Here is a 23,386-nt window from a genome sequence, read left to right as displayed (position 1 = left end):
TAATTCTTATTCTGAATACATGCAGGTAATCACTGAGTAAGGAAATTAATTTCATTATCTCGACGTTAAACTAAATATGGATACTATGTACTATAAAGAATTGCCAACGATAATAACAATGAAATATTTGTGAATTATTATACCTTCCCCCTACACCTTCAGAGGTCTCTTAGCCCAAAACAAAAAAATTCTTTAATCTCATTCATCGACTTGTTACAATTAAATAGTATACTCCAATATTTGCGATAAAATAAACCATGCTAATCTCTGTGATAGTAAGGAGTCTTCAAACTATGCTTAAGCTAATCCCCAAAAAAAGCTTCATTATATGTATTATTATCCTGATCCTTTAACCGCATATTTCACAGAAGATCTATGTAAGGAGATATCGATAAAATCAACGGATCTATCGGAATTGACAATAAACAATATTCCATTAAGCATGAATAGTGCGGAGATTGATTTGACTGCTTATAGAAAGAATCCGGATTTTAACGATAAACACACGAAAGATGCCGATCACACATATTTTGAAAATTTCTTGATTGTCTATAGCATGTGAAAAATAAATTGGGTAACAATTTCTTGGATCAAAGCTACGACTCCGCCCAAAGCCTAAACGCCATAGTATATTATGACAAAATAAATCATGCAAAAGCTAGTTTTGTATATCCCCACAATAACAAGCAGGATCAGATCGTTGTCTGGACTATACTGGAAAAGTATTAGCGTTTATAAGAAAAGCAGAAAATGCGAAAAGGCCGTCCCCGGTGTTCTTAATCAGTTCCTGGGACAGCCCTTAAAGTATATAACAAAATAATAGCATTATTATTTATAGAATTTTCTTAAACATTTCAATAACTTGTTCTTTGCTAGGTATGAACGGATTGCCCGGAGCGCAAGCATCCTTCATGGAGTTCTCGGCAAGCAGATCCAAATCCACCTCATTTACACCCAGTTCAGAAAGTTTGGCTGGAATCCCTACTTCCTTCGACAGGTCTTTGATTCTTTGAATTACATAGTCTGCGCATTCTTTATCCGTTTTCCCCTTCTCTTCAAAACCGATCACCTTAGCGATGGCACGAAACTTCTCTGGCACATGCTTGGCATTCTCCTCCTCCACGATTGGCAGCAGCATGGCATTGCAAACCCCATGAGGCAAATCGTATACGCCGCCTAGCTGATGGGCCATAGCATGGACGTAACCCAATCCGGCATTATTAAATGCAAGTCCTCCCAAGAAAATAGCGTAAACCATTTGTTCACGTGCTTCTATATCATGACCGTCGCTCACTGTACGGGCCAAGTTGTTAAAAATAAGTTCTACTGCTGCCAACGCGGTCGCATTTGTAACAGGATAGGACCCTGGAGTAACCAAAGCTTCAATGGCATGGGTCAAAGCATCTAGTCCTGTAGCTGCCGTTAATGCGGCGGGTTTGTCTACCATCAGTTCAGGATCGTTGACTGAAATCGTAGCTACGCTATTCTTGTCAACCATAACCATTTTGACTTTGCGCTCTTCGTCCGTAATGACATAATTGATTGTGATTTCAGCGGATGTTCCTGCCGTTGTATTAATAGCGACAATGGGTAGCGATTTATGCTTAGATTGATGAACGCCCTCATACTCGGTTATATGTCCCCCGTTGGTAGCAATAATGCCGATTCCCTTGGCCGTATCCTGTGGAGATCCTCCACCAATGGAAATTAAAAAGTCACAGCCGTTTTCCTGAAGAAATTGAACGCCATCATGTACGTTTTTACAGGTCGGATTGGGCTTGACCTCATCGTATACTACATAGTCCAAGCCAATATCATTCAGCAAAGTTGTGACCTTGCCTGCAATTCCACTCTTCATCAGAAACTTATCGGTCACGACCAGTGCTTTGTTTAAATGTAGTTCTTTTATATAGGGTCCAACTTCATGCAAACAGCCTTTTCCCATCAGATTGATAGATGGTACAAAAAATACATGTGCGCTCATAAAAATCTGCCTCCTAAGGATTCACTTTTGATCCCTCGCTAAATACAGAAATACTCTAAAGTGAAACATTTCACATTTGTAATTCTATCTTTATTTAATTTTGATGTCAATATAAAAACACAGATATTTCTTTGTTTTATTTTTGTTTATTTTGGTTTTTGGATAAATCCAATAATTGGTACACAACTAATCAGAGGCAGTCTCGTACAACTTAGATGAACTCATTAACAACGAGGTGATGACAGCATGACAATCAACAAGAAAGTATGGCTGGCTCTGCTGGCAGTATCGCTGCTCCAAGCAACCCCATCTTACGCCAAGTCGGCAACGCTAACTCCAGTAACAACCGTTTATGTGGATGACCGCCCGCTTGAGCTTTCTGCCCAACCGCTACTGCTAGACGGGACAACGCTCGTCCCTATGCGTCAGTTGTTTGAGGCGCAAGGAGCTGTGCTTTCCTGGAACGGATCTAGCAAAACCGTAACAGCAACCAAAAACGACACGACGCTCACCTATCGTATCGGAAAAGTCACCGCCACCCTCAACGGCAAAATGCTGTCCCTGAACGTTCCCGGACAGATTGTTAAGGGCAACACAATGATACCACTGCGTTTTGTGAGCGAAGCACTCGGGAGCACAGTGAAATGGGACGCTCTAACCCGGACGATCAGAATTGCCTCTAAAGAAGACTTTTTCACAACGATTCTTTCCGGAGTCAACCTGCGCAGCAAACCGGATTCATCAGAAGCTTCCCCTTCCCTGCGGCTTATTCCAATCGGTGAAAAGGTTCATGTCATCCGCGAGGTCAATGCTCTCTGGCTGGAAGTACGCACAAAAGACAACCTGACTGGATACATATCGGCAAAACCAAAATACAGCGACTATTCCAGCCCATCCCTAGCGGAACTGCAGGGAGATAAACTGATCGCCTACGGTGAGAAATTCCTCGGTACCCCTTATGAATTCGGCGCAGCAATCGGACAGACATCGACCTTTGATTGTTCCTCTTTTGTTGGGGAAGTGTTCCGGCGTACGCTCTCTATCGACCTCCCCCGTGTCTCTTACGATCAGGCTAAAGAAGGCCGGGAGGTTGAACTAAACGAGCTGCGCAAAGGCGACCTGCTGTTCTTCAGTGCGCGTGGGCTGGAAATCGGTCATGTGGCGATCTACGCAGGGAACAACAAATTGCTGCATACTTTCTCCAAAGAACGTGGCGTTCATTTTGATACGTTTGACGATAAATGGCAGAAACGTTTCGTTACAGCCCGCAGGCTGTTTTAAGACGGATCGGCTAGCCAATAACAACAGGCTATTTCAGTACCACATTCAATTTTTTCTGTTTGCCTTTTGCCGGACGCCTCCCTTGCGGTTTGCGTTCAGGCGGCAAAAGGATTGATTCGTTCCCCTTGTTTAACACGTAATTCGATCCTCTTCTTTAACACTTTCTCTTAAAATCTTGAATCTTTCCCCTCACATCTGCTTAAATAGGTTTAATAGATTGTGCAGAAAACACGAATATGTATGCTAATGATAGACAGGAGGGAATCATTATGCAATTTGAGACAGATCGGCTCATCATTCGTGATATTTGCAAATCCGATTGGGGAAGTATACATACCTACACGTCATTGCCTTAAGTTACAACGCACACAGCATGGGGACCCAATACAGAAGAAGATACAAAGGCATATATAGAACAAGTTTTAGCTTCACAGCAGGAACAGCCACGACAAGACTACGAATTAGCCGTATGTCTGAAAAACAATGGAATCCTGATCGGTGGTATTGGTGTTCATGTCAAAGATACTAATGCAGAAATGGGCTATGTTTTAAATCCAGATTATCAAGGAAAGGGTTATGCAACAGAAGCGGCACGAGGACTGTTACAATTTGGATTTAGTACACTTGGTGTCCATCGTATTTATGCAACATGTCGTCCAGAAAATAAGGCATCTGAGAAGGTAATGCAACAGATCGGAATGCAACATGAAGGTCTGATGCGTGAACACTGGTATTATAAAGGCAGATTTCATGATTCATATCTGTACTCTATCCTTGCTGAGGAATATATCGGAATATAAAAAGTTCTCTCGTACGAAACAATGTTTTTGTATTTTTTAACAGAAAATCGCTCCTTGAGAAGCATGTTACTACAATAAAATGATCGTTAAGCTATTTTGACTATATAGTTAGAAATAGGTGTTGTTAAGAACGTGTCTGAGGGATACTGTAGCCTATGTTTACGGATCACGGCACATTTATTAGTTGGCTTTAGCGTAGCCAAACATCATCTAGCCGTTGCCCCTGAAAAGGCAGGGATTAATCATTTTTCTGAGTTAATTGTGCAGGCTGGCTATAATCACACCAAGCAGTTGGTACGTATCCAGTGGGATAGTCCAGTTCAGTTGATTACTCATTACTTGAGAAAATGATCGAGTTTAATATTTTGGATAAGGCCGATCTTTCAACCTTTTGGCGGGAATAATAATAGGATGTGTCAATGCAACTAACTCATCTGCATATTCCCAAGTTGTCTCCAGTCACTCAATGTAATGCTGATACTTCTCATGCTCTTCAATACAGAGAGGAGTCCTTGAACATACGACATTTTCACAAGCATCAATCCAAACGATGTATACTCTACCAATCCCCCACCAACATAGAAAGCTATCATCCCCGAAATCTCATCATGCTAATGCCCCTAAAGTATCCCTATGCTATAATGTGGAAAGTATGGATATCCACATATACAGGAGGATTGGAGCAGAATGATTGGGAAATTTTTGATTTTCTCTCTACTGTGGAGTTTGCTCGGTAACCCGTTTTTGGCAATGCTCGTACTCTTAATCTTGATCTATATATTGGATCGCAGCTTTGTCGGTGTATTGCCCAGCATCAGCAAACCGTGGAAAAGAAGGCGCAATGCAGCACGATTGCGTCAACAGATTGCCTTAAACACCAACGATGTGGCTGCCAAGTTTGATTTGGCTCGAATTTGGATCGAAAGCAAGAAATACTCGCAGGCTTTGGAGCTACTATTGGAAATTCAATCCCGATATGAAGATTCAGCAGATTATTGGAACGCTCGGGGTACGGCTGAGGTACACACAACCCATCTGAAGGATGGAGAACAGCATTTACTCAAGGCACTGGACATTAACCCGCGAGTGCAATACGGTGAACCCTATTTGCATTTGGCCGCAGCTTTCAAGGAACGCGACGTAAATAAGTCATTACACTATCTACAGCAATTCCAGGAAATTCAGTCTTCTTCCAGCGAGGGCTATTATCTGACAGGCCTGATGTACCGTATGCTGGGACGCAAGGATGAAGCAATCGCTGCATTTAACCAGTCTATTGCTGTCTATCGTTCTCTGCCCAAATACCGCAAACGAAGTGAGCGCAAGTGGGCTGCACGCAGTCTATTCCGTAAAATAATCAGCTAAATCGCACTCTGAAACGCAAAAAAAGAGGTTCAAGATGAACAGTTAACCTGCCATGATGAACCTCTTTCTTTATTATACTTTTCCGACCCAGAGCATCCTCTCATACTCATCGTAACGGCGCATAACCAAGCCGATTCAGCTCTTCCGCAATTACACGATAACCACGGCTATTCGGATGTATCCGGTCCAGCGAAAGCAGTGCCCGTTCATTACCTTCGAATATGGGATAAATATTCGCTACCCGGTAATTCGGTCCGCCCAATGTATAGAGAAACGAGTTGTATTGGCGCACATATACACCCGCCTCCCTTACCCCTGGAAAAGGATTATATAATCCTACCATTCGGATGATAAATGGCTCACGCTGACCGGATTTTATTTGATACAGGGCATGTACAATTTGGCGTACATGTTCTTTGGTATGATTCAGCGCTTGCGGAATGGAAGAACCCGACGAGCCTGGGCCTCCAGCTAGTGCACTGATATATGGACGCAGATCATTCCCGCCGATCGTCACCGTTATGAGTTCAGCCCGACTGATTGCCGACCGAAAAAGCGGATTGTTGCGGACCATGGACAACAGCTTCTGCGATGTCAATCCGTTGATTCCCAGATTCTCGTAACTGACTGGCGTACGGAGATGTCTTTCCGCCATTCGCCGATAGACAGGTACAAAGCCGCCACTCAGCAACGTCCCTGCACCTGTCGTTAAAGAATCTCCAATCGCTGTGTAGTGATACGCCAATGAAACCCACCTCCCTCCGACATAACATATATTATGTAGAAAAAAGGAAGCGGGACCCGGAGATTCGCTTATTCTTCGTCTATTTCATATACACAATGGAATTGCCCACCATCTGGCAAATCCTCAGATCCATATACGGCAAAGCCCACGTTGCGGAAGAAATCAGCCCCCTCCGCATCCGTATCCACCGTAAGTCGCTTCGGGCTACGCTCCTTAATAAGCGTAAGCAACATCCCTCTGCCGTAGCCTCTATGACGATTTTCAGGCAACACAGCCAGATGATGGAGCACGATCGTTCCATCCTTCCGCTCCTCAAAACCGACAACACCTACAATAAGTCCTTCATCTTCCACTCCGAACAACTTCCATTCATCCGAGGCTTGATACGCACGTAAAGCTGTCTCTCCGCGTTCAGGATGATCTAGCACGGCGTAGGTAAGCAGTTCCAGCACCTCCTCACGATCTGAGTCTGGTTTTATATTTTTAAACATCGTTAGTCGTCTCTCCTTATCATCTGAAATGAAGTTATACTTTAACTTTCCACAATAAGCAACGGCCAGTTATCTAGCCACTGTTTTTCAAACACACGCTGACGAAAAGCCGTAGTGTGACGGAACAAGGGGCTTTGACGTACCCGCATATCCAGCAGATCTTCCAACCCATACGGACAAATGACCTCCATTTGATCCTTGGCATTCAAGCGAATGGCTACAGCTGTTGCCGTCTCTGGCCAGCGACTCATTGCATCCTCTATCGAGGAATACGGAGCTTCCCCATTGCGAAGATGCATTCGAGCTTGATTTTTGACAGACCAGTTGCGTCCCGCCTGTTTGCGGTTCAAGGAATGCTCCAGAAACCCATCTCGTTCCTCTAGCGTATTTTTAGGGTCAAAATAAATAACATCGATATCGTTTAGAGGCGTAGCCGTTGTATAGCCATGAAGCTTGTCCCACACACGATTGCGTACATAGCCTGCGGCTATACAGCCTTGCGGAAGCTTCAACTCTCGCACATAGCGCAAGTCTTGCAAGACCTGTGGATCATTCATATACTGTATAATTCGTAGCACATCTTCTTCCGACTGCATCCTGTATCCAGCTCCTTTTTTATGATGACGGTTGCTGCACGGAATCTCCTCCTTGGGCCGCGAGCCGGGATGTACGCTGCGCCAAACGGCGGCGTGCAACCAGCAGGAACGGAATCCCAATCACAACCGACAGGGCAACCGGGCCAAAAACGGCAAGCGGTGCCGTTTGACCGTAAATATCCAGCAACCAGCCGCCAAATAAAGGAGCCAGTACACTGCCCAAATTATTAAAGCCGATCGTACCGAAGTAGGTCCCTTTATATTGAGCATCAGCAATTTGATCAATCAGTACGTCCAGCATCGTGAATAATAACACTTCACCTACTGTAAACAGCACCATATCCAGTATAAACATCCAGCCTGAATTTAACATACCGCACAGCAGCAGACTGACTGCAATACATATATTCCCTGCGATTAAGGAATTCACTGGAGAAAAGCGGTTTGCCAGCCGCACCAGTGGATACTGAAAAGCCAAGACGCAAACCGCGTTGACCGTTAGCATGTATGTAAACCACCGGGTACCTTCCTCGAAGGACGAAGACAAAAATTGAGGCATCGTCGAATTGGAATGAGCATAACCCATTACGCAGAATACGGTACCCAGCAGAATCGGCATAAATATGGGATCTCTGCTGGCTGTTCGGAACGCCTCGCCCATCCTCAGCGGAGCTTCTCCCGCTGTTGTACCTACATGCAGATCCGATGCATACCGAGTAAACTGGATCAACAGTAGCACCCCGTACAGAGCATACACACCAGCGGCTACCATGAACGGCGTACCTGTAGATGCCGATCCCAACATCAAACCAAGCAGCGGTCCTGCCACCACACCAACATTAATCGCCGCATATCTCATGTTATAGACGAGCAATCTTTTCTCCTTGGGGGTTACATCTGATAGTAGCGCCCGCGAAGTTGGCTCGAACAAGGATCTGCACAGCCCATTCAGAGCATTAATGACAAAAAAGGCCCAAGCCGCTTCTGCCAACGCAAAAGCGACGAAGACAAGCGACCAACTCGCGATGGATACCAGCATCACCTTACGCCGTCCGATCCGATCTGAAATATATCCACCGTAAAAGCTGGCAAAAATGCCGACCAGCGAGCTGACCGATACGATTACCCCTGTATGAAACGGGGACACCCCTAGACGGGTGGTCAAATAAATAGACAAAAACGGGATACTCATAGAGGTCGCCATTCGACCAAAAATCGTACCCGTTATAATTGTCCAAGCCAGCGGATGAATGGAACGCAGCTGTTCTTTCATATATACCTTAGGTCCTCCTTCTAGGTACAAGTCTAACAAGGGGGGCTCAGTCTGGACTGGTCAATATAACGTTCCAGCTCTAAACATGTTGCCTGATAGGCAGACTGGAGCGCAGACAACTTCACTTGTACATTCTCAAGTCGGTTCTCCCATGCAAGCTGTTCAATATCAGACAGCAATTTGGACAAACGCCCGACACCCAGACTCACGCTGCCTGATTTCAACTCATGAGCAGCCTCTACTACTTTTGTGGCTTCACCTGCGGCAACCAGTTCTTTTAACTTGTTGATCTTGGCAGGTGTATCACTAGTATACATTTCAACCAATGACTCAAGTAATCCCGTGCTACCATCCTCGTCCAGCAGCATGATCTCACGAATAACATCCTCATCCAAAATAGGCTCGGAATCTGGAATGGGTAGCCATTTGACCAGCTTTTCTGTGAGATTCTCAATCGTCACCGGCTTCGGCAAGTAATCGTTGACACCAATCTCCCGCCCACGAGCCTGGTCTTCCTCGGACACATTTCCGGTCAAAGAAATGATCGGCACAGGCGGCTGTTGGTTTTCTGCTTCCCACTGGCGGATCGCTTTAGCTGCATCGTGACCATTTAGCAAAGGCATATGATGATCCATTAGAATGCAGGCGTAGGATCGTTCAGAGGCCGCTCTTACTGCGGCTTGTCCATCCTCGACAAAGTCAATATGCTGGAATCCCAGGTGGTTAAGCTGGAATTGCACCACTTGACGATTCACCCGATTATCCTCAGCCACCAAAATAACTTGAGAATGACTATGCTCACGAAGCAACTCGCTACGTGCCGTCAGTTCACCATTTTCATGGTCCTCTAATTCATCTGTCTGTCCTGATGCCTTCCTGAAGGGAATTTCAAACCAGAACGTGGAGCCTTCACCTTCTTCGCTGACGACCCCAATCTCTCCCTGCATAAGCTTCACAAATGAGCTGCATATCCACAGCCCCAGTCCTGTTCCTCCATATTGGGAGGCGCTGCCTTCACCAGCCTGCACATACGGCTGAAACAGCTTGTCCTGATCCTCCTGTGAAATCCCGATGCCCGAATCCTGCACCTCAAAACGAACACGTTGGGCATCTTTAGTTTCTTCAACCAATTTTGTCCGAACAACAAGGTTCCCTTCGCTTGTAAATTTATTCGCATTGCTCAACAGATTAAGCAAGATCTGCATGATCCTTGCCGAATCTCCTTCGAGATGCTCTGCCACGCCAGGATCAGTCTCTATACTCAACTGGTTGCCCATCTGATAAATTTGCGGCTCCAACAACTGGGCAACATGGCTCATAATCGCCTGGACTCTGACATTTCCGATCTCCAGCTCCATCTGTCCTGCTTCTACTTTGGATATATCGAGCAGATTATTAATCATGTTTAGCAGCAGAGAGGCCGACTCACGTATCACTCCGATGGCCTGCCGCTGATCTGGAGATAGTTTGGATGAAGCTAACAATTCGATCATCCCCAGGATTCCATTCATTGGCGTTCTAAATTCATGACTAACGACGGCGAGAAAAGTGCTCTTTAGGTCATTAGCCCGTATCGCTTCTTCCTTTGTTTGCTTTAATTCTGCATTGCTTTTGGCAAGCTGACGCTGCAGATTGACCAGTTCGTTGTTCATTGCTGAAAATTCATTCAGCAGCTTTTCTTCCTCAGCTTTGCTTTTCAGAACCTCATCCGTCAATTGTTCGACCGTTCTCCGCAGAACAGCCATTTCTGCTGTCGGTTCCTTCATATTAAAAGGCCCCCTTTACAAAATGACTTACGGGTTGCCAACACTAACATTATCTCTTGAGCGAAAGTATGTCTTCTGCTACCTTCAGCGCTTCCTCCGCACCTGGTGCATATCCATCCGCTCCCACTTCCTGCCATAGGTGTGAATCAAGATTAAAGGGCAAGCCACCGACCAAAATTTTCACATGACTCGTCGTTGTATTTTGGCGGATAAGAGTAATCAAATTTTTCACCAGATGGACATGGTAAGCCATGGTAGCTGAGATAGCCACCACATCTGCGTTGTAACTCACAATGGCCTGAAGCAGACTCCGATCAGGTACATTGGCACCTAAATAGTACGTATCCCAACCATCCATCTCGAATATATCAGCCAGCATACGCAGACCTATTTCATGCTGCTCGCTGCCTACACATGCTGCTACGAGGCTGCGTCCCTTATTTCCAGCACCTATCCATCTGGGATACAGGCTGGAAATAATAAACTGAGTCGCGGCAGTACAAAAATGTTCTTGGCCAACCGTAATTTTGCCTTCATGCCACAGACGACCTATCTCATATTGCGAAATTTGAAAAATATATTTATAAATATGTTGAATAGACATACCTTCATCAAGCAAATGGACGATCCAATCCAAAGCCTGTCTGCGATTACCTAACAGTAAATATTCCAAATATTGAGCCACCTCGGCAGCATAGGGATTATCATCTGTAATAAAAGAGGCGTACCCCTCTTTCTTCCCAATTTGCTGTAACCCCAATTCCAAATGCTCCAGCACCACCGTCTTATCCCCGTGATGAAAGTGCTCTACCAACGTCTCCCGAATTAATTGAAAATTGATGATCAAATCTTCTTGGGTTATGCCGAAACCTTCTAGAAGTCTCTTTAACCAGGAAACATAATACGTAAATAAAATAGGACTGTTCACGATTACACTTTCAGCTAAATAGTTTAAACTATATATGGAGTCCTGTTTTGTCTTTATTTTACCGTTGTCCCCAAAGCGCTCCAAAAGATCTGGCTGTAATTCGTATTGTTTATGGGTAACCAGCTCAGCCAAATCTCCTGCTTGCATCAATAGCGACTCACCTGCGGTATATTGCTGTATACTCATGTACAGCTCCTTCCCCGACAAGGTATTTGTATATGAAACAGATTCTAGGGACGACCTCAGATCGAGACTATTAGACAATTATACCTGATTTGCGTCCCTACTGCCCAAAATTAGACAAAAAAATAAAATACCGAAAAGTCGGTATTTTATCTCAAAGCTGATTTAACCAGAATAGGCAACACTTATGATCCGTTACTCTTCTGTCCCTCAGCTGTTAGTCCAAGCTTTTTTAGTAGATGAATAGCCTGCTCCTTCTCTTCCACGGATAAGCCATCCACAGTCTCCATAATAACACGATGATGCTGCGGGAATATTTGTTCAAAAAAATGACGTCCATCGTCAGTCAATTCTGCATAAATTACACGCCGATCATCTTGTGACGCACGGCGGGTAAGCAAGTTTTTTTTCTGGAGTTTATCCACCACATACGTAATATTCCCACTGGAGATCAGCACCTTTTCTCCAATTTTCTGCAAAGGCTGGGGTCCACGATAATACAACAGGTCAAGCACACCAAATTCAGTTGTATTTAATCCATGACTATGAATGTCCCGATTCGTGCGAGACGTAACCGAATTATAGGCACGAGCCAGAACAACGAACAAATTAAGCGCTAAGTCCTGATCATCTGGTTTTACAGACATATTAACAGCCTCCGTTACTCATATCTTTATTCCAAGATATCTTAATTGCGTACTTTTGTCAAGTTTAAGCGCTTCCCTCCCTGCTTTTACGGTCTGTATTGAAGGAAATTACCATCTATTATGCGAAAGTTGCCGCTCATTAATGTAAAAAATCCTGCCCTCGACCAGTTATTAAGCACTGATATCGAGAGCAGGGCGATTATGATTCAATTCCTAATTTTTTACGTAAAAATACGTAGGCAACACGTCCGCATAATACTCCGAGTACATTCAGTATGATGTCATCCACATCCATCGTACCTGCGCCCAGCAGCATTTGGGTTACTTCGAGAATGACCAATGCAGCCACCACCACGAACAGCAGCCTGCCTACCCTGCGCATAGACACCCAAATGATCGGCAAAAGAACACCGAAGGGAATGAACACACCAATATTCCCAAACAAATTAACACCCCATACCCGAAAAGGGGACGAATGCATGGCCCGCCAGTATCGACCGATCGTATCCAAGGGAACCATATTATATGAATACGGAGGTCCTGGCCGCAATGTACGACCAAAACCGAGAAACATCCAATAGAATAGAAGCCCTGTATACAATATCAATAACACGAATGCCACATTATAAAACAGACGGTTACCAGACATTATTTATTCCGGACGTCAATTTGTCCATTCGCTCTCGCGATAATAACTTGGTCCGCCATGTTAATGAACAGTCCATTATCGACTACACCCGGAATTTGATTCAAGCGAATTTCCAGTTCCTGCGGGTTCTCGATCGTACCATAGTGACAATCGGCAATATAATTACCGTTATCCGTAAGGAAGCGCTCGCTGTCTTTCATACGCCATTCTGCTTTACAGCCTGTCTGCCGCAGAGCCTCCAACGTCCATTCACTGGCAAAAGGTACCACCTCGACCGGCAAAGGGAATGCGCCCAGTACCTTCACATCCTTGGACTCATCCACGATAATGATTAATCGGTCGGTATTGCTTTCCACAATTTTCTCTCTCAGCAGAGCACCGCCTCCACCTTTTATTAATACCAGTTGCTCATTCACCTCATCTGCACCGTCAATGGTAACGTCAAGCCTTCCAATTTGATCAAACGGAATGATGGGAATTCCCAGCTCCCTGGCCTGATCCTCCGAGGCTTGGGATGTAGCTACAGCCTGTATATGTAATCCTTGTGCCACACGCTCTCCGATTTTTTGAATAGCCCAATAGGCTGTCGAGCCTGTACCAAGTCCTACTTTCATGCCTTCCTGAATCGCCTCTACTGCTTTTTCGGCCGCTTTTTGCTTCAAATTCATTATCATCTCTCCCGCTATATAGGCTAGTATTGACCAACATCTATTTTATATGAGAACGCTTTATAAAGACAGAGACAGCTTTTTACCATAACATAGACTATTTTCATCGTGTTCATACTCCCCAAATCGTTCAATAGGTTCGTATCCCTGCTTGGTATAGAAAGCAATGGCTTCAGGTTGAGCTGCTCCGGTCTCTAGATTAATCCTTACAACTCCCCGCTTTCTGGCTTCCTCTTCCAGAAAAGATAATAGGCTAACTGCAATTCCTTGTCTGCGATAAGAGGAATCGACATAAAATCTTTTAAGCTCCATCTCTTCCGCATCTATAGGCCTAAGCCCTCCGCAAGCAACTGGTTTTTCATTCATATACACAACAGCGAAAATCATATTTTTAACTTTCGGATTGGAAAAATCCACCAAGTAAATTTGATCGGCAGGATACCTTTCCAACAAGTCTTCATCCAGCCTATGAATCAAATGATGCAGATCCGCATGATCGCTCTCAACCTTTAAAATCGTAAGCTTGGACACTCTTCTCGTCCCCCTTCTCTTATGTATAGATACATGGACTCATTTCGCAAACAATTCACGAAAACCGCGATAAATCAAGAATTCACGGCTCCAAATATGAAAAATGTCCCAAATTGATAAGTGCATTTGACTCTATTATAAAGTATGATGGTTTCTGTTGAATAGTTGCTTATGGACTGAAATGAACTCGAATTTCAAGCAGGAGTATAAATTGGAAAATACTGAAATACACACAACCTTTACCTATTAAAAATTAATTTTTTATTGCGTTAGGTATTCATTTCATGAGCTTTTTGTACGACATATATATAGGGATATTATACTTGTCTGAAAAAGACTTAAGACCTATTTCGAAAAAATCAAGGGTCAATCATCTCTATTTATCGTGTTTGTAAGGGGGACTTGATTATCTCATTCGATAAGCGGTTCAATACCATATACAAAAATACTACCAGGGAGTGGAACATTTTGAAAAAGTGGAGTAGCTTATCATTCTTCACCAAAAACTTATTATTATCCTTCTTCAATATCGTATTGATCGGGCTAGTCCTTATTGTGTCTAGCTATTTGATCCAACGTACGATTTTGATTGACCAATTGCATGGGCAAGTGGAAAAAATCACATTGAAGTGGGCGCAGGGCATTAATTCCGATGAAGTATCCCAAGCGGTTCAAGAAAAAAATTATGATGGACCCATTCAAACCAAACTTCGTACCTATCTAGATAACATCATGGCGACGAATCCGAATATCTCTCACGCCTATATTTTCGGAACAGAGCTGGAAAATGGCAATCAGACATCCATTGTGGCAATGCCAACAGATCTGAGAGAATCATTTGAAAAAGATAAGATGGGTGTCGGCGCTATGTACGAGCAGCCCAATGTGGTGGCTGTAGGTGTAACTAGTATGCTGGACTCGGGCAAACCCACATTCACCAGTTTCTACGATGACTCTTTTGGTACATGGACGACTTTGATGACGCCGATTAAAGATTCTAGTGGAAAAATCTTTGCCTATTTTGCTGTCGATGCTGATGCTGGTGCTGTACCTGCCGGATTGACCAAGCTGCTCATTAGCGGCGCCACCATTTTGGTGATATTCCTACTGATCTGCCTGGCGCTTCAATACTGGGTAGTGAAACGCACACTGTCTCCGATCAAGCAACTGATGTACGGTATCAGTGAAGTAAGCAGAGGAAACCTGGATGTTCAAATCCATGCTGGTCAGGATGATTTGGGACTCGTGAATCAGAACTTCAACGATATGGTAAGCCATATTAACAGCATTATGACCAAAGTGAAGCAGACTACTGATGAAGTCAATGAATCTGCGAAGGAATTACTTGCAATCTGCGAGCAAAACGGAATCAATTCCAACATCATCAACCAAAATATCAATGAAATTACGGATAATATCCGTGCACAGGAAAAAGCGACAGGCGATAGTGCACGAGCTATGGCTGAAATGGCATCAGTCATCCAAAATATTGCTACCAGTTCTTCCAATGTGGCGGAAGAAGCCAATTCGGTAGAGAAGCGTTCTAATGAAGGTAACGAGATCGTAGATAAGGTATCATCACAAATGCATTTGATTACCGATTCAGTAACGAATACTTCCCGTATCATCAAGTTGCTGGACAGCCGTTCACAGGAAATTGGCAATATCATTAGCACCATTTCAGGTATTTCTAGTCAAACGAACCTGCTCGCCCTGAACGCTTCTATTGAGGCTGCGCGTGTCGGTGAAGAAGGTAAAGGCTTTGCCGTTGTGGCCAATGAAGTACGCAAGCTGGCAGAACAATCTGCGGAGGCAACTAAACAAATTACGTCTCTAATTGAAGAAATTCAAAGTGAAATCGGACAAGCTGTGAATTCGATGGAGCAAGGAAACGTTGAAGTTCAAAACGGTATCGTCGTTGCTGGACAAGCAGGCGAGTTGTTCAATGATATTCTTCAAGCAACTAAAAATCTAGCATGGCAAATCCAAGAAGTATCCAGTGCTACTGAGCAAATATCTGCAGGAACACAGGAGATGACTGCGACAGCAGACGATCTTTCCTCCACCGTAACCAAAACAGCCAATAACAGTGTTCACATCATGCAAACGGTAGAGGAACAAAAAGCTTCACTGGATTCTATCATCGAGTCATCCCATAAGCTGACGTCCATGTCTGAAGAGCTCCAAGAAATTACATCTTATTTCAAAATTGCAGACACAAACCGTACCAAATCTTAATATTTATTTATCAATTTCAATGCATATTTCATAAGTAAGTCGTTCGGTAATGCCTCCCTCCTGTTCATCCATTTGAAGGGATCGGAGGCATTTATTAAATTCACCACTTATATTAAGACAACAAACATTCAGGAGGTTAGCGTAATGGCTTCATTACTACAAAACAGCACACAGACAGCTCCATCCCCATTCCTAGTTCCCTTGGATTTTGCACGTATACAGCGCAAGTATACACCCTCTACTTATCAAGTAGAGTTAGAAACATCCATCTCGGAACAACTGAATCAACAAAAAGCTGCGGAAGACAAACAAGCGGTGCTCTTATCAGCGTATACTGCATGGTTATATCGTCTATCCGCAGAGGAAGAAGTTTCTTTCTCTACTTTTGTACCTCGATCCGGTCTGCTTACAGCATCATTGACAGTTGAAAAAGAAACGACTTTTCATGAGCTGGCAAGCTTGTTTCAGGAGATGCTCCGTGAGCCTAATGCATTCCTGGCAGAACCGCAAGCCGATACTTCATTTTCAATGACACTACCTACAGACGGCAGTGTAGAATCCCGTATTATGGACTGGGCTGTTCGTGAGAGCAATGGCACTTATCAAATACAGATTCGGTATGACCAATCACTCTTGCTGGAAACAACGGTGGTCCGCTACGCTGAATACTTCGTAACCCTTCTACGTGGTGCACTAAATAAAAGCCATGCACTTGTAAATTCCATTGACATATTATCGGACGCAGATCGAGCTGCTCACGAAGCTTTAAATAATACCGTCGTAAAATATCCTGAGCATCAGACGATTCACGGCATGTTTGAAGAAGCCGCCTCCCAATACCCTGATCGTCCAGCTATTGCTTCTCATACGGGGGAGTATACGTACCGTGAATTGAACGAGCGTGCTAACCAAGTCGCACGTGTTTTGTTATCCAAAGGTCTCACCAAGGGTGAATTCGTGACCATCTTCATGGAACGAAGCTTGGAGACCGTTATTTCCCTGCTCGGCATCCTGAAAGCCGGAGGCGTCTACGTTCCCGTTGATCCCGCTCACCCTGCTGACCGGAGCAGCTACATTGTCGAGGACACGCGTTCTCCTTTTGTCTTAACAACTTCTGCGCTCACCCAACAAGCGGCTGAACTATGCGGGTCAATCGAAACCGTAAAAGAGATATTAGCTATTGACGGACCACTGGCAGGTTATGCAGCCAGCAATCCAAACGTTGAAGTAAGTCCAGATGATCTAGCTTATGTTATCTATACCTCCGGTTCTACAGGCAAGCCAAAAGGTGCCCTGATCGCTCACCGCGGTGTCGTTAACCTAGGAGCTGTCGTGCAACGCGATTGTGACATTACGCCTCAGGATGTATTGACCCAATTCGCTACCTATAGCTTCGATGCTTCAGTGTGGGATACAATTGGAGCCTTGTTTTACGGGGCAAAATTGTACTTGCTGTCTTCCGAAGAGCGCGTATCTGTGGAGGAATTTGCTGAAGCCATCGAACGTACAGGCACAACGATTATTACTATTTTGCCAACCGTATTCTTTAATCAGCTATCTACGTACCTGTCAGATGAAGGTTATCGCAAACTCGCAAATGTTCGAATTGTTACTGTAGCAGGTGAAGCACTGTATGGCTCACAAGTTCGGGCGTTCCAAAGCAAATTCGGTACAGACACAGACATCGTCAACGTATACGGACCAACCGAATGCACCGTAGCGACGACGACCCATCGGGTCCGTGGCGCTGTACCTGAGCATGTCGTTAATATTCCGATCGGCAAGCCGATTTACAATTACAAAGTGTATATCGTTAACGACGATAACAAGCTCTGCCCAGTCAATATTCCGGGTGAAGTATGTATTGCTACGCCTGCGTTGGCCCACGGTTATCTCCATCAGCCGGAGCGTACAGCCCAATCGTTCGTGGACAATCCTTTTGTCCCGGGTGAAAAAATGTACCGTTCGGGTGATATCGCCAAGCTGCTGCCAGACGGTACGATTGAATACGTAAGCCGGAAGGACTCGCAGCTCAAAATTCGGGGGAACCGGATTGAAATAGGAGAAATTGAAGACCATTTCTCCAAACATCCAGGTGTTCAGGACGTAGCTGTTGTCGCCGTCAAGGATCACACAGATCAGAACATGTTAGTGGGTTATTTCACCACTTCGGACGGACAGTCTATTGCACAGGACGTTATTCAGTCTTATATTGGTGGCAAGCTGCCTTCCTATTTTGTACCGACCCATGTCATTCATCTGGAAGCTATGCCTATTTCACCAACTGGCAAGATCGATCGTAAAAAGTTGGCTCTGCGCCCACTTCCTGAAGTGTCTGATCTTACGTCCGGCGGAGAACCTCTCCGTGAAGGAACTGAAACACTCATTGCCGAAGCATGGACACAAGTGCTTGGTAAACATAACATTGGCGCGACCGACGATTTCTTCCTGATCGGAGGCGATTCGCTTCGTGTCATTCATGTGCTGGCTATCCTGAAGCCGCGTTATGGCGCGCTGCGTATTGGAGACTTCTTCCGCTATAAAACTGTTCGTGAGCTTGCTGAATATGTAGAGCAATTAGGTACAGAACAAGCGCCACAGCGCAAGTCACTCGCGATTTCTCAGGAAAAAACAGATTTGAATGAACATCCTATTGAGTTGCCTGGCGCTTCAGATTTAGCTGAAATCCGCGACTTGCGCGTGATTTTATTAACCGGAGCCACAGGATATCTGGGTTCACACATTCTGTATGACCTGCTCCACCGGACAGAAGCCAAAGTATACGCAATGGTACGACCTTCTCAGGACGGTCCATCTGGCTTTGAGCGTATTCAATCCGTATTGACAGGATATTTTGGTCAAGATATCTCCAGCTTAATGGAAGGACGGGTTAAGGCTATCTATGGGGATCTAGAGCAAGCGGATCTGGGTCTCTCTTCTGTCGACCGCCATATGCTAGAGCACCACATCGACGGTATCATTCACAGCGCCGCTGACGTTCGCCATTTTGGTGATTCGGCAGCCTTCGATCGCACGAATGTGACTGGAACATTGGAACTGCTAAAAATCGCTCAAGCTAAGCCAGGAGTCTCCTTCCATCATGTTTCTACTATGGGAATACCGGAGGATCTTGCAAACGAAGGAAAATGGGAATCGACATTAGAGCTCTCTGCCTTCCCAGATGAACTGAACGTGGACAACCTGTACACGAACAGTAAACTTGCGGCGGAGAAGTTATTGTTCCAAGCAGCTCAAGCAGGTACGCCTGTCTCGATCTACCGTGCGGGTAATTTGACCGCCCATTCGGCCAACGGACGCTTCCAGCGTAATATCGACAGCAATGCTTATTATCGCATGATGAAGGCGATGCTGCTGCTGGGCAAAGCGCCACAAGCCGATTGGCATACAGACTTTACACCAATTGATTATGCTAGCCGTGCTATCGTAGAACTGTCAGTCAAGCAAAAAAGTGCAAACCGCATTTTCCACATCTGTAATCCGAACCCACTGCCATATGATGAACTGATCGCTATGGTAAACCAGCTCGGTTACGCAGTAGAAACCCTGCCTTTTGATGATTACAGCGCTTGGCTGCTGAATCCGTCTTCTGGCATTCAGGAAGATGCACTTCACCTTGCTATGGGACAACTCGAAGGTGATGGCGCCAAGGATTCGGCTTACCGTTACGGCTGCTCTGTAACCACAGCTCTGCTGGAACAAGCTGGCGTACAGTGTCCGGTAACCAACCTGGAGTTTATTCGCAATATGATCCAGCATGCGGTCGAGATCGGTTACTTCCCGGCCTCATCTTCGGTATCTGTACAAGCAACACAGAGGTAACAAAGTTGTGATATTTCCCCCGCGTGTTTTCGGTATGATAGACTAGATTTTGCTAGTTTCATATTTAGTATAAACCTCTATACTTTCAGAATTTTTTACATGCGGGGGATGTCATTCAATGAAACACACTTTTTTAAAAAGAACATTGCTCATCATAAGCTTGGTAGCTATTCTAGGGATTTTGGTGCATGAAGCACGTAACATTTATCACACACCTGTAGTCAAAGGAACTCATCGTACACGCACTGCTAATGCAGATCGACTGGTACGCCATTTATTTTCACTGACGCCTACACCAGATAGAGTATATTACCAAAACAAAGTAATTGTCCTGATGTATCATGAAGTAACCAAAACTCCACCTGATCCCGGTGCTCTCAAGCTTAGTAATTTAACGAAACAATTGGACGAAATGAAAGCCAATGGCTTCCATTGGATCACCATGAAAGAGTATACGGATTTTATTTTACATAAAGGCAAGGTTCCTGCTAATGCGGTCCTTATGACATTTGACGACGGATATGAATCCTTTTATACAGACACTTTTCCCGTGTTGAAGAAATATCATGTTCCGGCCACCAATTTTCTCATTACATCCACCATCAGCAATCCTAAACATATAGGTATACCCAAGCTGACATGGGACCAAATTCATCAGATGCATGCAGAGGGCATTGATTTTTACAATCATACCAATGACCAGCATGCTTACGGATACTCCAACACAAAGCGCACCAAGCAAAAACCGCTTCTGATGGGTCCGGTATATTCAAAAAAGCTGGGACGAATGGAAACCGAGGATGAGTTCAAACAGCGGGTTTATAACGATTTGGATATGGCTGACAAGAAGCTATTCAAACATCTACACAATGATCAGAATGTACTGGCCTTTCCTTATGGCGGGTATACCAAGGAGACGTTGGAAATTTGCCGCTCCTTGGGAATTGACGTTACGTTTACGGTGAAACGAGGAATTAACTCGCCAGGGCAAACGAACGGCTATCGCGTCAATGCAGGTGGAATACACAATATTCCCGAAGTATTGGTGCAATATATGAAAGAAGGGGCTCCCCTTCGCCCACTTCCTTTTGCCCAAGGTCCAAATGAGGCATCTTGAACACGATAGTTAATTTAAGGATAAAAAGAACCTTTACAATCATTCTGGGATTGTAAAGGTTCTTTTGTTGTATGAATTCGAGTTTAGGGCCAGATGCGAATTAGCGCAATAACAGCTAGATGTACCGGATAAAAGCTGCGCCATAACCATCGCGGTACCCGACGATCAAATCCGCTCTCGCCCGTGGCAAAACATACGATCAGAATGCTGGAAAGCAGGCTAAAGTGCTGAATATTCGCATGGTGTACCATATCATACACAACATTCAAAACAAAATGGGCAGCAATCATCCTATATGAACGGGTGTATCGATATATGAGAACAAGCAGCAGACCATAGGCTCCGTAATCCATCTGGCTGAGCTCCATGAACAGGGCTGTGAGGACGTACAGACCCGTTACAGCCACCCACTGCTGCATGCGAGATGCAGCAGCCAACGCGAGCAACGACGCCAGTAGCGTCCAGATCACATTGGGTCTATGCACATCAAACGCCAGCATATAGGGCACCTGGGAGATCAGGGCCAGCCCGAGCAGGCGAAGCATGTAGCTCCGCATATTTCGGGTACGGATATAGCCCATATAGAGGGCGTACGCATAGATTGGAAAAGCAACCCTGCCGGCAATTCTCCAAGCCGGATCTGCCGGAAAAAACACAAGTCCGACATGGTCAATCAGCATCGTCAGCATGGCCAACCAGTACATATAAGACCCCCTTATTCATGTTTTACGTCTTTTCTTCCGTTAAATTTAGAATGGCGTTCATAATATCCGTTTTCGTAACCCGCCCTACCAGCCCCTGAACTGGAGCCGAGGAGGTACATTGCTCGTCCAAAACAGGAAGACAATTAATCTGATGCCGAATCAGTCTCGATATTGCTTCCAGTAAAGAATCTCCAGGAGCAAGCGTCGTCATTTGGGCCCGGCGAGTCATGGCCACGGTCACCGGGACAGTGTGAAGATCAGTATGTCCCAGCATGACCTTCAGCAAATCCTTGCGGGTAACGATACCAATGAGCTCCTGCTCCTCTCCTGTAACCATCAGCGTGCCTGTATTTTGCTGAAACAGCATTAACACCGCATCATAGGCGGTAGCATCACCTGAAATCAAAATCGGATCACTCAGTATATCTGCCACAGTCAGCTTTTTGAGCATACTGCCGATATGGCTATCATAGTTTGGATAACGCCCTGGCAAGTAGCCCACCTTTGGTTTGGCATCTACTAGCCCAAGCATAACGAGCAAAGCAAGGTCAGAACGCAAAGTCGGCCGCGATAGTCCCAGCTCTTCAGCAATTTTATCCCCTGTAACAGGCGCCAGACGTTGGACAATATCTACAATTTCCCGCTGTCTTTCTGACAGTTGAATAATGATTACCTCCTTATGGAATGGGGTAGTATACATTATAAATGAGCTTAGGTCGGTCAATTTCAGCATGTTTCGACAATTCATCAAATTTTAATCAAAGACCGCTTGTTTTCAAATTTAAAATGTGTCACAATTAAAAATGTAATACATACTAATTATAAGTTTAACGTGTGCAATATGCTACATTTAAATGAGCTAATGTACGCCATATGATATGTATTATGTACTATATAACCCTGAGGAGGAAAATCAAATGAAATTTTTCTTGGATACTGGTAACATTGAAGAAATCAAACGTATTGAACGTTTGGGTCTGGTTGATGGTGTAACAACGAACCCTTCCCTGATCGCTAAGGAAGGTCGAGTGTTCAAGGAAGTCATTCAGGAGATTTGCAGTATCGTTGAAGGTCCCGTAAGTGCTGAGGTAATTGGCCTGAAGGCTGAAGATATGCTCGCAGAAGCTTATGACATCGCAAAGTGGGCACCTAACGTGGTGATCAAGCTTCCTATGACCGAAGACGGTTTGTACGCTTGTAACGAGCTGACCAAGAACGGAATCAAAACGAATGTAACATTGATTTTCTCCGCAGCTCAAGGTTTGATGGCAGCCAAAGCTGGTGCTACTTTTATCAGCCCGTTTGTGGGACGTCTGGATGATATCGCCGTTGACGGTATGAAGCTGATTCGTGATCTGAGACAAATTTTGGACATTCATGGTCTGAAATCCGAAATCATCGCTGCTTCCATCCGTAACATTAAGCATGTAGAAGATGCTGCTCTGTCTGGTGCACATATCGCCACCATTCCAGGTTCCTTGCTTCCTTCTTTGTGGAAACATCCGCTGACAGACAGTGGTATCGAACGCTTCCTTAAGGATTGGGAAACCGTACCTAAAGCTTAATTCGCCAGTCATGGC

The 23,386-nt window shown here is 44.8% G+C and carries 19 protein-coding genes and 2 pseudogenes; 8 read left to right on the top strand and 13 right to left on the bottom strand.

The features are described from left to right. Positions 1-832: 832 nt before the first annotated feature. Positions 833-1,984 carry an iron-containing alcohol dehydrogenase gene (locus tag ACN6NF_RS09185; protein ID WP_474317020.1) on the bottom strand — a complete coding sequence of 384 codons (1,152 nt, stop codon included), beginning with the start codon at positions 1,982-1,984 and terminating at the stop codon, positions 833-835. Between the two features lie 246 nt (positions 1,985-2,230). Here ACN6NF_RS09185 and ACN6NF_RS09180 point away from each other — a divergent pair, with 246 nt between their 5' ends. The 4 genes and pseudogenes from ACN6NF_RS09180 (at position 2,231) to ACN6NF_RS09165 (ending at position 5,430) form a co-directional block, all read left to right on the top strand. Further along, entirely contained in the window at positions 2,231-3,265 is a 1,035-nt protein-coding gene (locus tag ACN6NF_RS09180) for a stalk domain-containing protein (protein WP_474317018.1), read from the top strand. A gap of 269 nt (positions 3,266-3,534) precedes the next feature. After that, positions 3,535-4,065: pseudogene (locus ACN6NF_RS09175) on the top strand (GNAT family N-acetyltransferase). A 152-nt stretch (positions 4,066-4,217) separates the two neighbouring features. After that, a pseudogene (locus ACN6NF_RS09170) lies at positions 4,218-4,469 on the top strand (iron chaperone); the annotation flags it as partial. A 283-nt stretch (positions 4,470-4,752) separates the two neighbouring features. Then, a complete protein-coding gene (locus tag ACN6NF_RS09165; RefSeq protein WP_474317016.1) occupies positions 4,753-5,430 on the top strand; it encodes a tetratricopeptide repeat protein in 678 nt (225 codons plus the stop codon). A gap of 106 nt (positions 5,431-5,536) precedes the next feature. Here ACN6NF_RS09165 and ACN6NF_RS09160 read toward each other — a convergent pair whose 3' ends face one another. The 10 genes from ACN6NF_RS09160 to ACN6NF_RS09115 all read right to left on the bottom strand — a co-directional run bounded on the left by ACN6NF_RS09160 (position 5,537) and on the right by ACN6NF_RS09115 (position 13,907). After that, the gene (locus ACN6NF_RS09160; RefSeq protein ID WP_474317015.1) at positions 5,537-6,175 is read right to left on the bottom strand and encodes an SGNH/GDSL hydrolase family protein; all 639 of its coding nucleotides are present in this window, start codon (positions 6,173-6,175) and stop codon (positions 5,537-5,539) included. A gap of 68 nt (positions 6,176-6,243) precedes the next feature. Continuing rightward, complete coding sequence (locus tag ACN6NF_RS09155) at positions 6,244-6,666, bottom strand: GNAT family N-acetyltransferase (protein ID WP_474317014.1); 423 nt, start codon at positions 6,664-6,666, stop codon at positions 6,244-6,246. Between the two features lie 41 nt (positions 6,667-6,707). Next, positions 6,708-7,262 (bottom strand): nucleotidyltransferase family protein, encoded by a 555-nt coding sequence (locus ACN6NF_RS09150; protein ID WP_474317010.1) that lies wholly within the window; start codon positions 7,260-7,262, stop codon positions 6,708-6,710. Positions 7,263-7,281: 19 nt separating this feature from the next. Further along, positions 7,282-8,535 carry an MDR family MFS transporter gene (locus ACN6NF_RS09145; RefSeq protein ID WP_474317008.1) on the bottom strand — a complete coding sequence of 418 codons (1,254 nt, stop codon included), beginning with the start codon at positions 8,533-8,535 and terminating at the stop codon, positions 7,282-7,284. Between the two features lie 32 nt (positions 8,536-8,567). Continuing rightward, entirely contained in the window at positions 8,568-10,301 is a 1,734-nt protein-coding gene (locus tag ACN6NF_RS09140) for an ATP-binding protein (RefSeq protein WP_474317006.1), read from the bottom strand. A 49-nt stretch (positions 10,302-10,350) separates the two neighbouring features. Continuing rightward, positions 10,351-11,415, bottom strand: coding sequence for a cobalamin B12-binding domain-containing protein (locus ACN6NF_RS09135; RefSeq protein WP_474317004.1), 1,065 nt, complete (start codon positions 11,413-11,415; stop codon positions 10,351-10,353). 182 nt (positions 11,416-11,597) lie between these two features. After that, positions 11,598-12,059: a MarR family winged helix-turn-helix transcriptional regulator gene (locus ACN6NF_RS09130; protein ID WP_013309820.1), complete on the bottom strand. Its 462-nt coding sequence runs from the start codon at positions 12,057-12,059 to the stop codon at positions 11,598-11,600. Positions 12,060-12,258: 199 nt separating this feature from the next. Then, positions 12,259-12,708 carry a VanZ family protein gene (locus ACN6NF_RS09125; RefSeq protein WP_474317001.1) on the bottom strand — a complete coding sequence of 150 codons (450 nt, stop codon included), beginning with the start codon at positions 12,706-12,708 and terminating at the stop codon, positions 12,259-12,261. Then, a complete protein-coding gene (gene rpiA / locus ACN6NF_RS09120; RefSeq protein ID WP_474316998.1) occupies positions 12,708-13,376 on the bottom strand; it encodes a ribose-5-phosphate isomerase RpiA in 669 nt (222 codons plus the stop codon). The genes ACN6NF_RS09125 and rpiA overlap by 1 nt, the downstream gene beginning before the upstream one ends. Positions 13,377-13,436: 60 nt before the next feature. After that, positions 13,437-13,907, bottom strand: a complete 471-nt coding sequence (locus ACN6NF_RS09115; protein WP_474316997.1) for a GNAT family N-acetyltransferase — start codon at positions 13,905-13,907, stop codon at positions 13,437-13,439. A gap of 468 nt (positions 13,908-14,375) precedes the next feature. On the opposite strand from ACN6NF_RS09115, the gene ACN6NF_RS09110 reads away from it, so the two are divergent. The 3 genes from ACN6NF_RS09110 to ACN6NF_RS09100 all read left to right on the top strand — a co-directional run bounded on the left by ACN6NF_RS09110 (position 14,376) and on the right by ACN6NF_RS09100 (position 21,102). Beyond that, on the top strand, positions 14,376-16,145 hold the full coding sequence (locus ACN6NF_RS09110) for a methyl-accepting chemotaxis protein (RefSeq protein ID WP_474316993.1): 1,770 nt from the start codon (positions 14,376-14,378) through the stop codon (positions 16,143-16,145). Between the two features lie 144 nt (positions 16,146-16,289). Further along, positions 16,290-19,985 carry a non-ribosomal peptide synthetase family protein gene (locus ACN6NF_RS09105; protein ID WP_474316991.1) on the top strand — a complete coding sequence of 1,232 codons (3,696 nt, stop codon included), beginning with the start codon at positions 16,290-16,292 and terminating at the stop codon, positions 19,983-19,985. A gap of 118 nt (positions 19,986-20,103) precedes the next feature. Continuing rightward, positions 20,104-21,102: a polysaccharide deacetylase family protein gene (locus tag ACN6NF_RS09100; protein ID WP_474316989.1), complete on the top strand. Its 999-nt coding sequence runs from the start codon at positions 20,104-20,106 to the stop codon at positions 21,100-21,102. 83 nt (positions 21,103-21,185) lie between these two features. Here the strand turns inward: ACN6NF_RS09100 and ACN6NF_RS09095 are convergent, their stop codons facing one another. Then, positions 21,186-21,806 (bottom strand): TraX family protein, encoded by a 621-nt coding sequence (locus ACN6NF_RS09095; protein WP_474316987.1) that lies wholly within the window; start codon positions 21,804-21,806, stop codon positions 21,186-21,188. Positions 21,807-21,828: 22 nt separating this feature from the next. Continuing rightward, complete coding sequence (locus tag ACN6NF_RS09090; RefSeq protein ID WP_474317555.1) at positions 21,829-22,539, bottom strand: CBS domain-containing protein; 711 nt, start codon at positions 22,537-22,539, stop codon at positions 21,829-21,831. A gap of 184 nt (positions 22,540-22,723) precedes the next feature. On the opposite strand from ACN6NF_RS09090, the gene fsa reads away from it, so the two are divergent. Beyond that, a complete protein-coding gene (fsa, locus tag ACN6NF_RS09085; RefSeq protein WP_013370592.1) occupies positions 22,724-23,371 on the top strand; it encodes a fructose-6-phosphate aldolase in 648 nt (215 codons plus the stop codon). Positions 23,372-23,386 lie beyond the last annotated feature (15 nt).

The sequence above is a fragment of the Paenibacillus sp. TSM33 genome (assembly GCF_056099025.1).
This window is presented reverse-complemented; position numbering and strand designations above follow the sequence as displayed.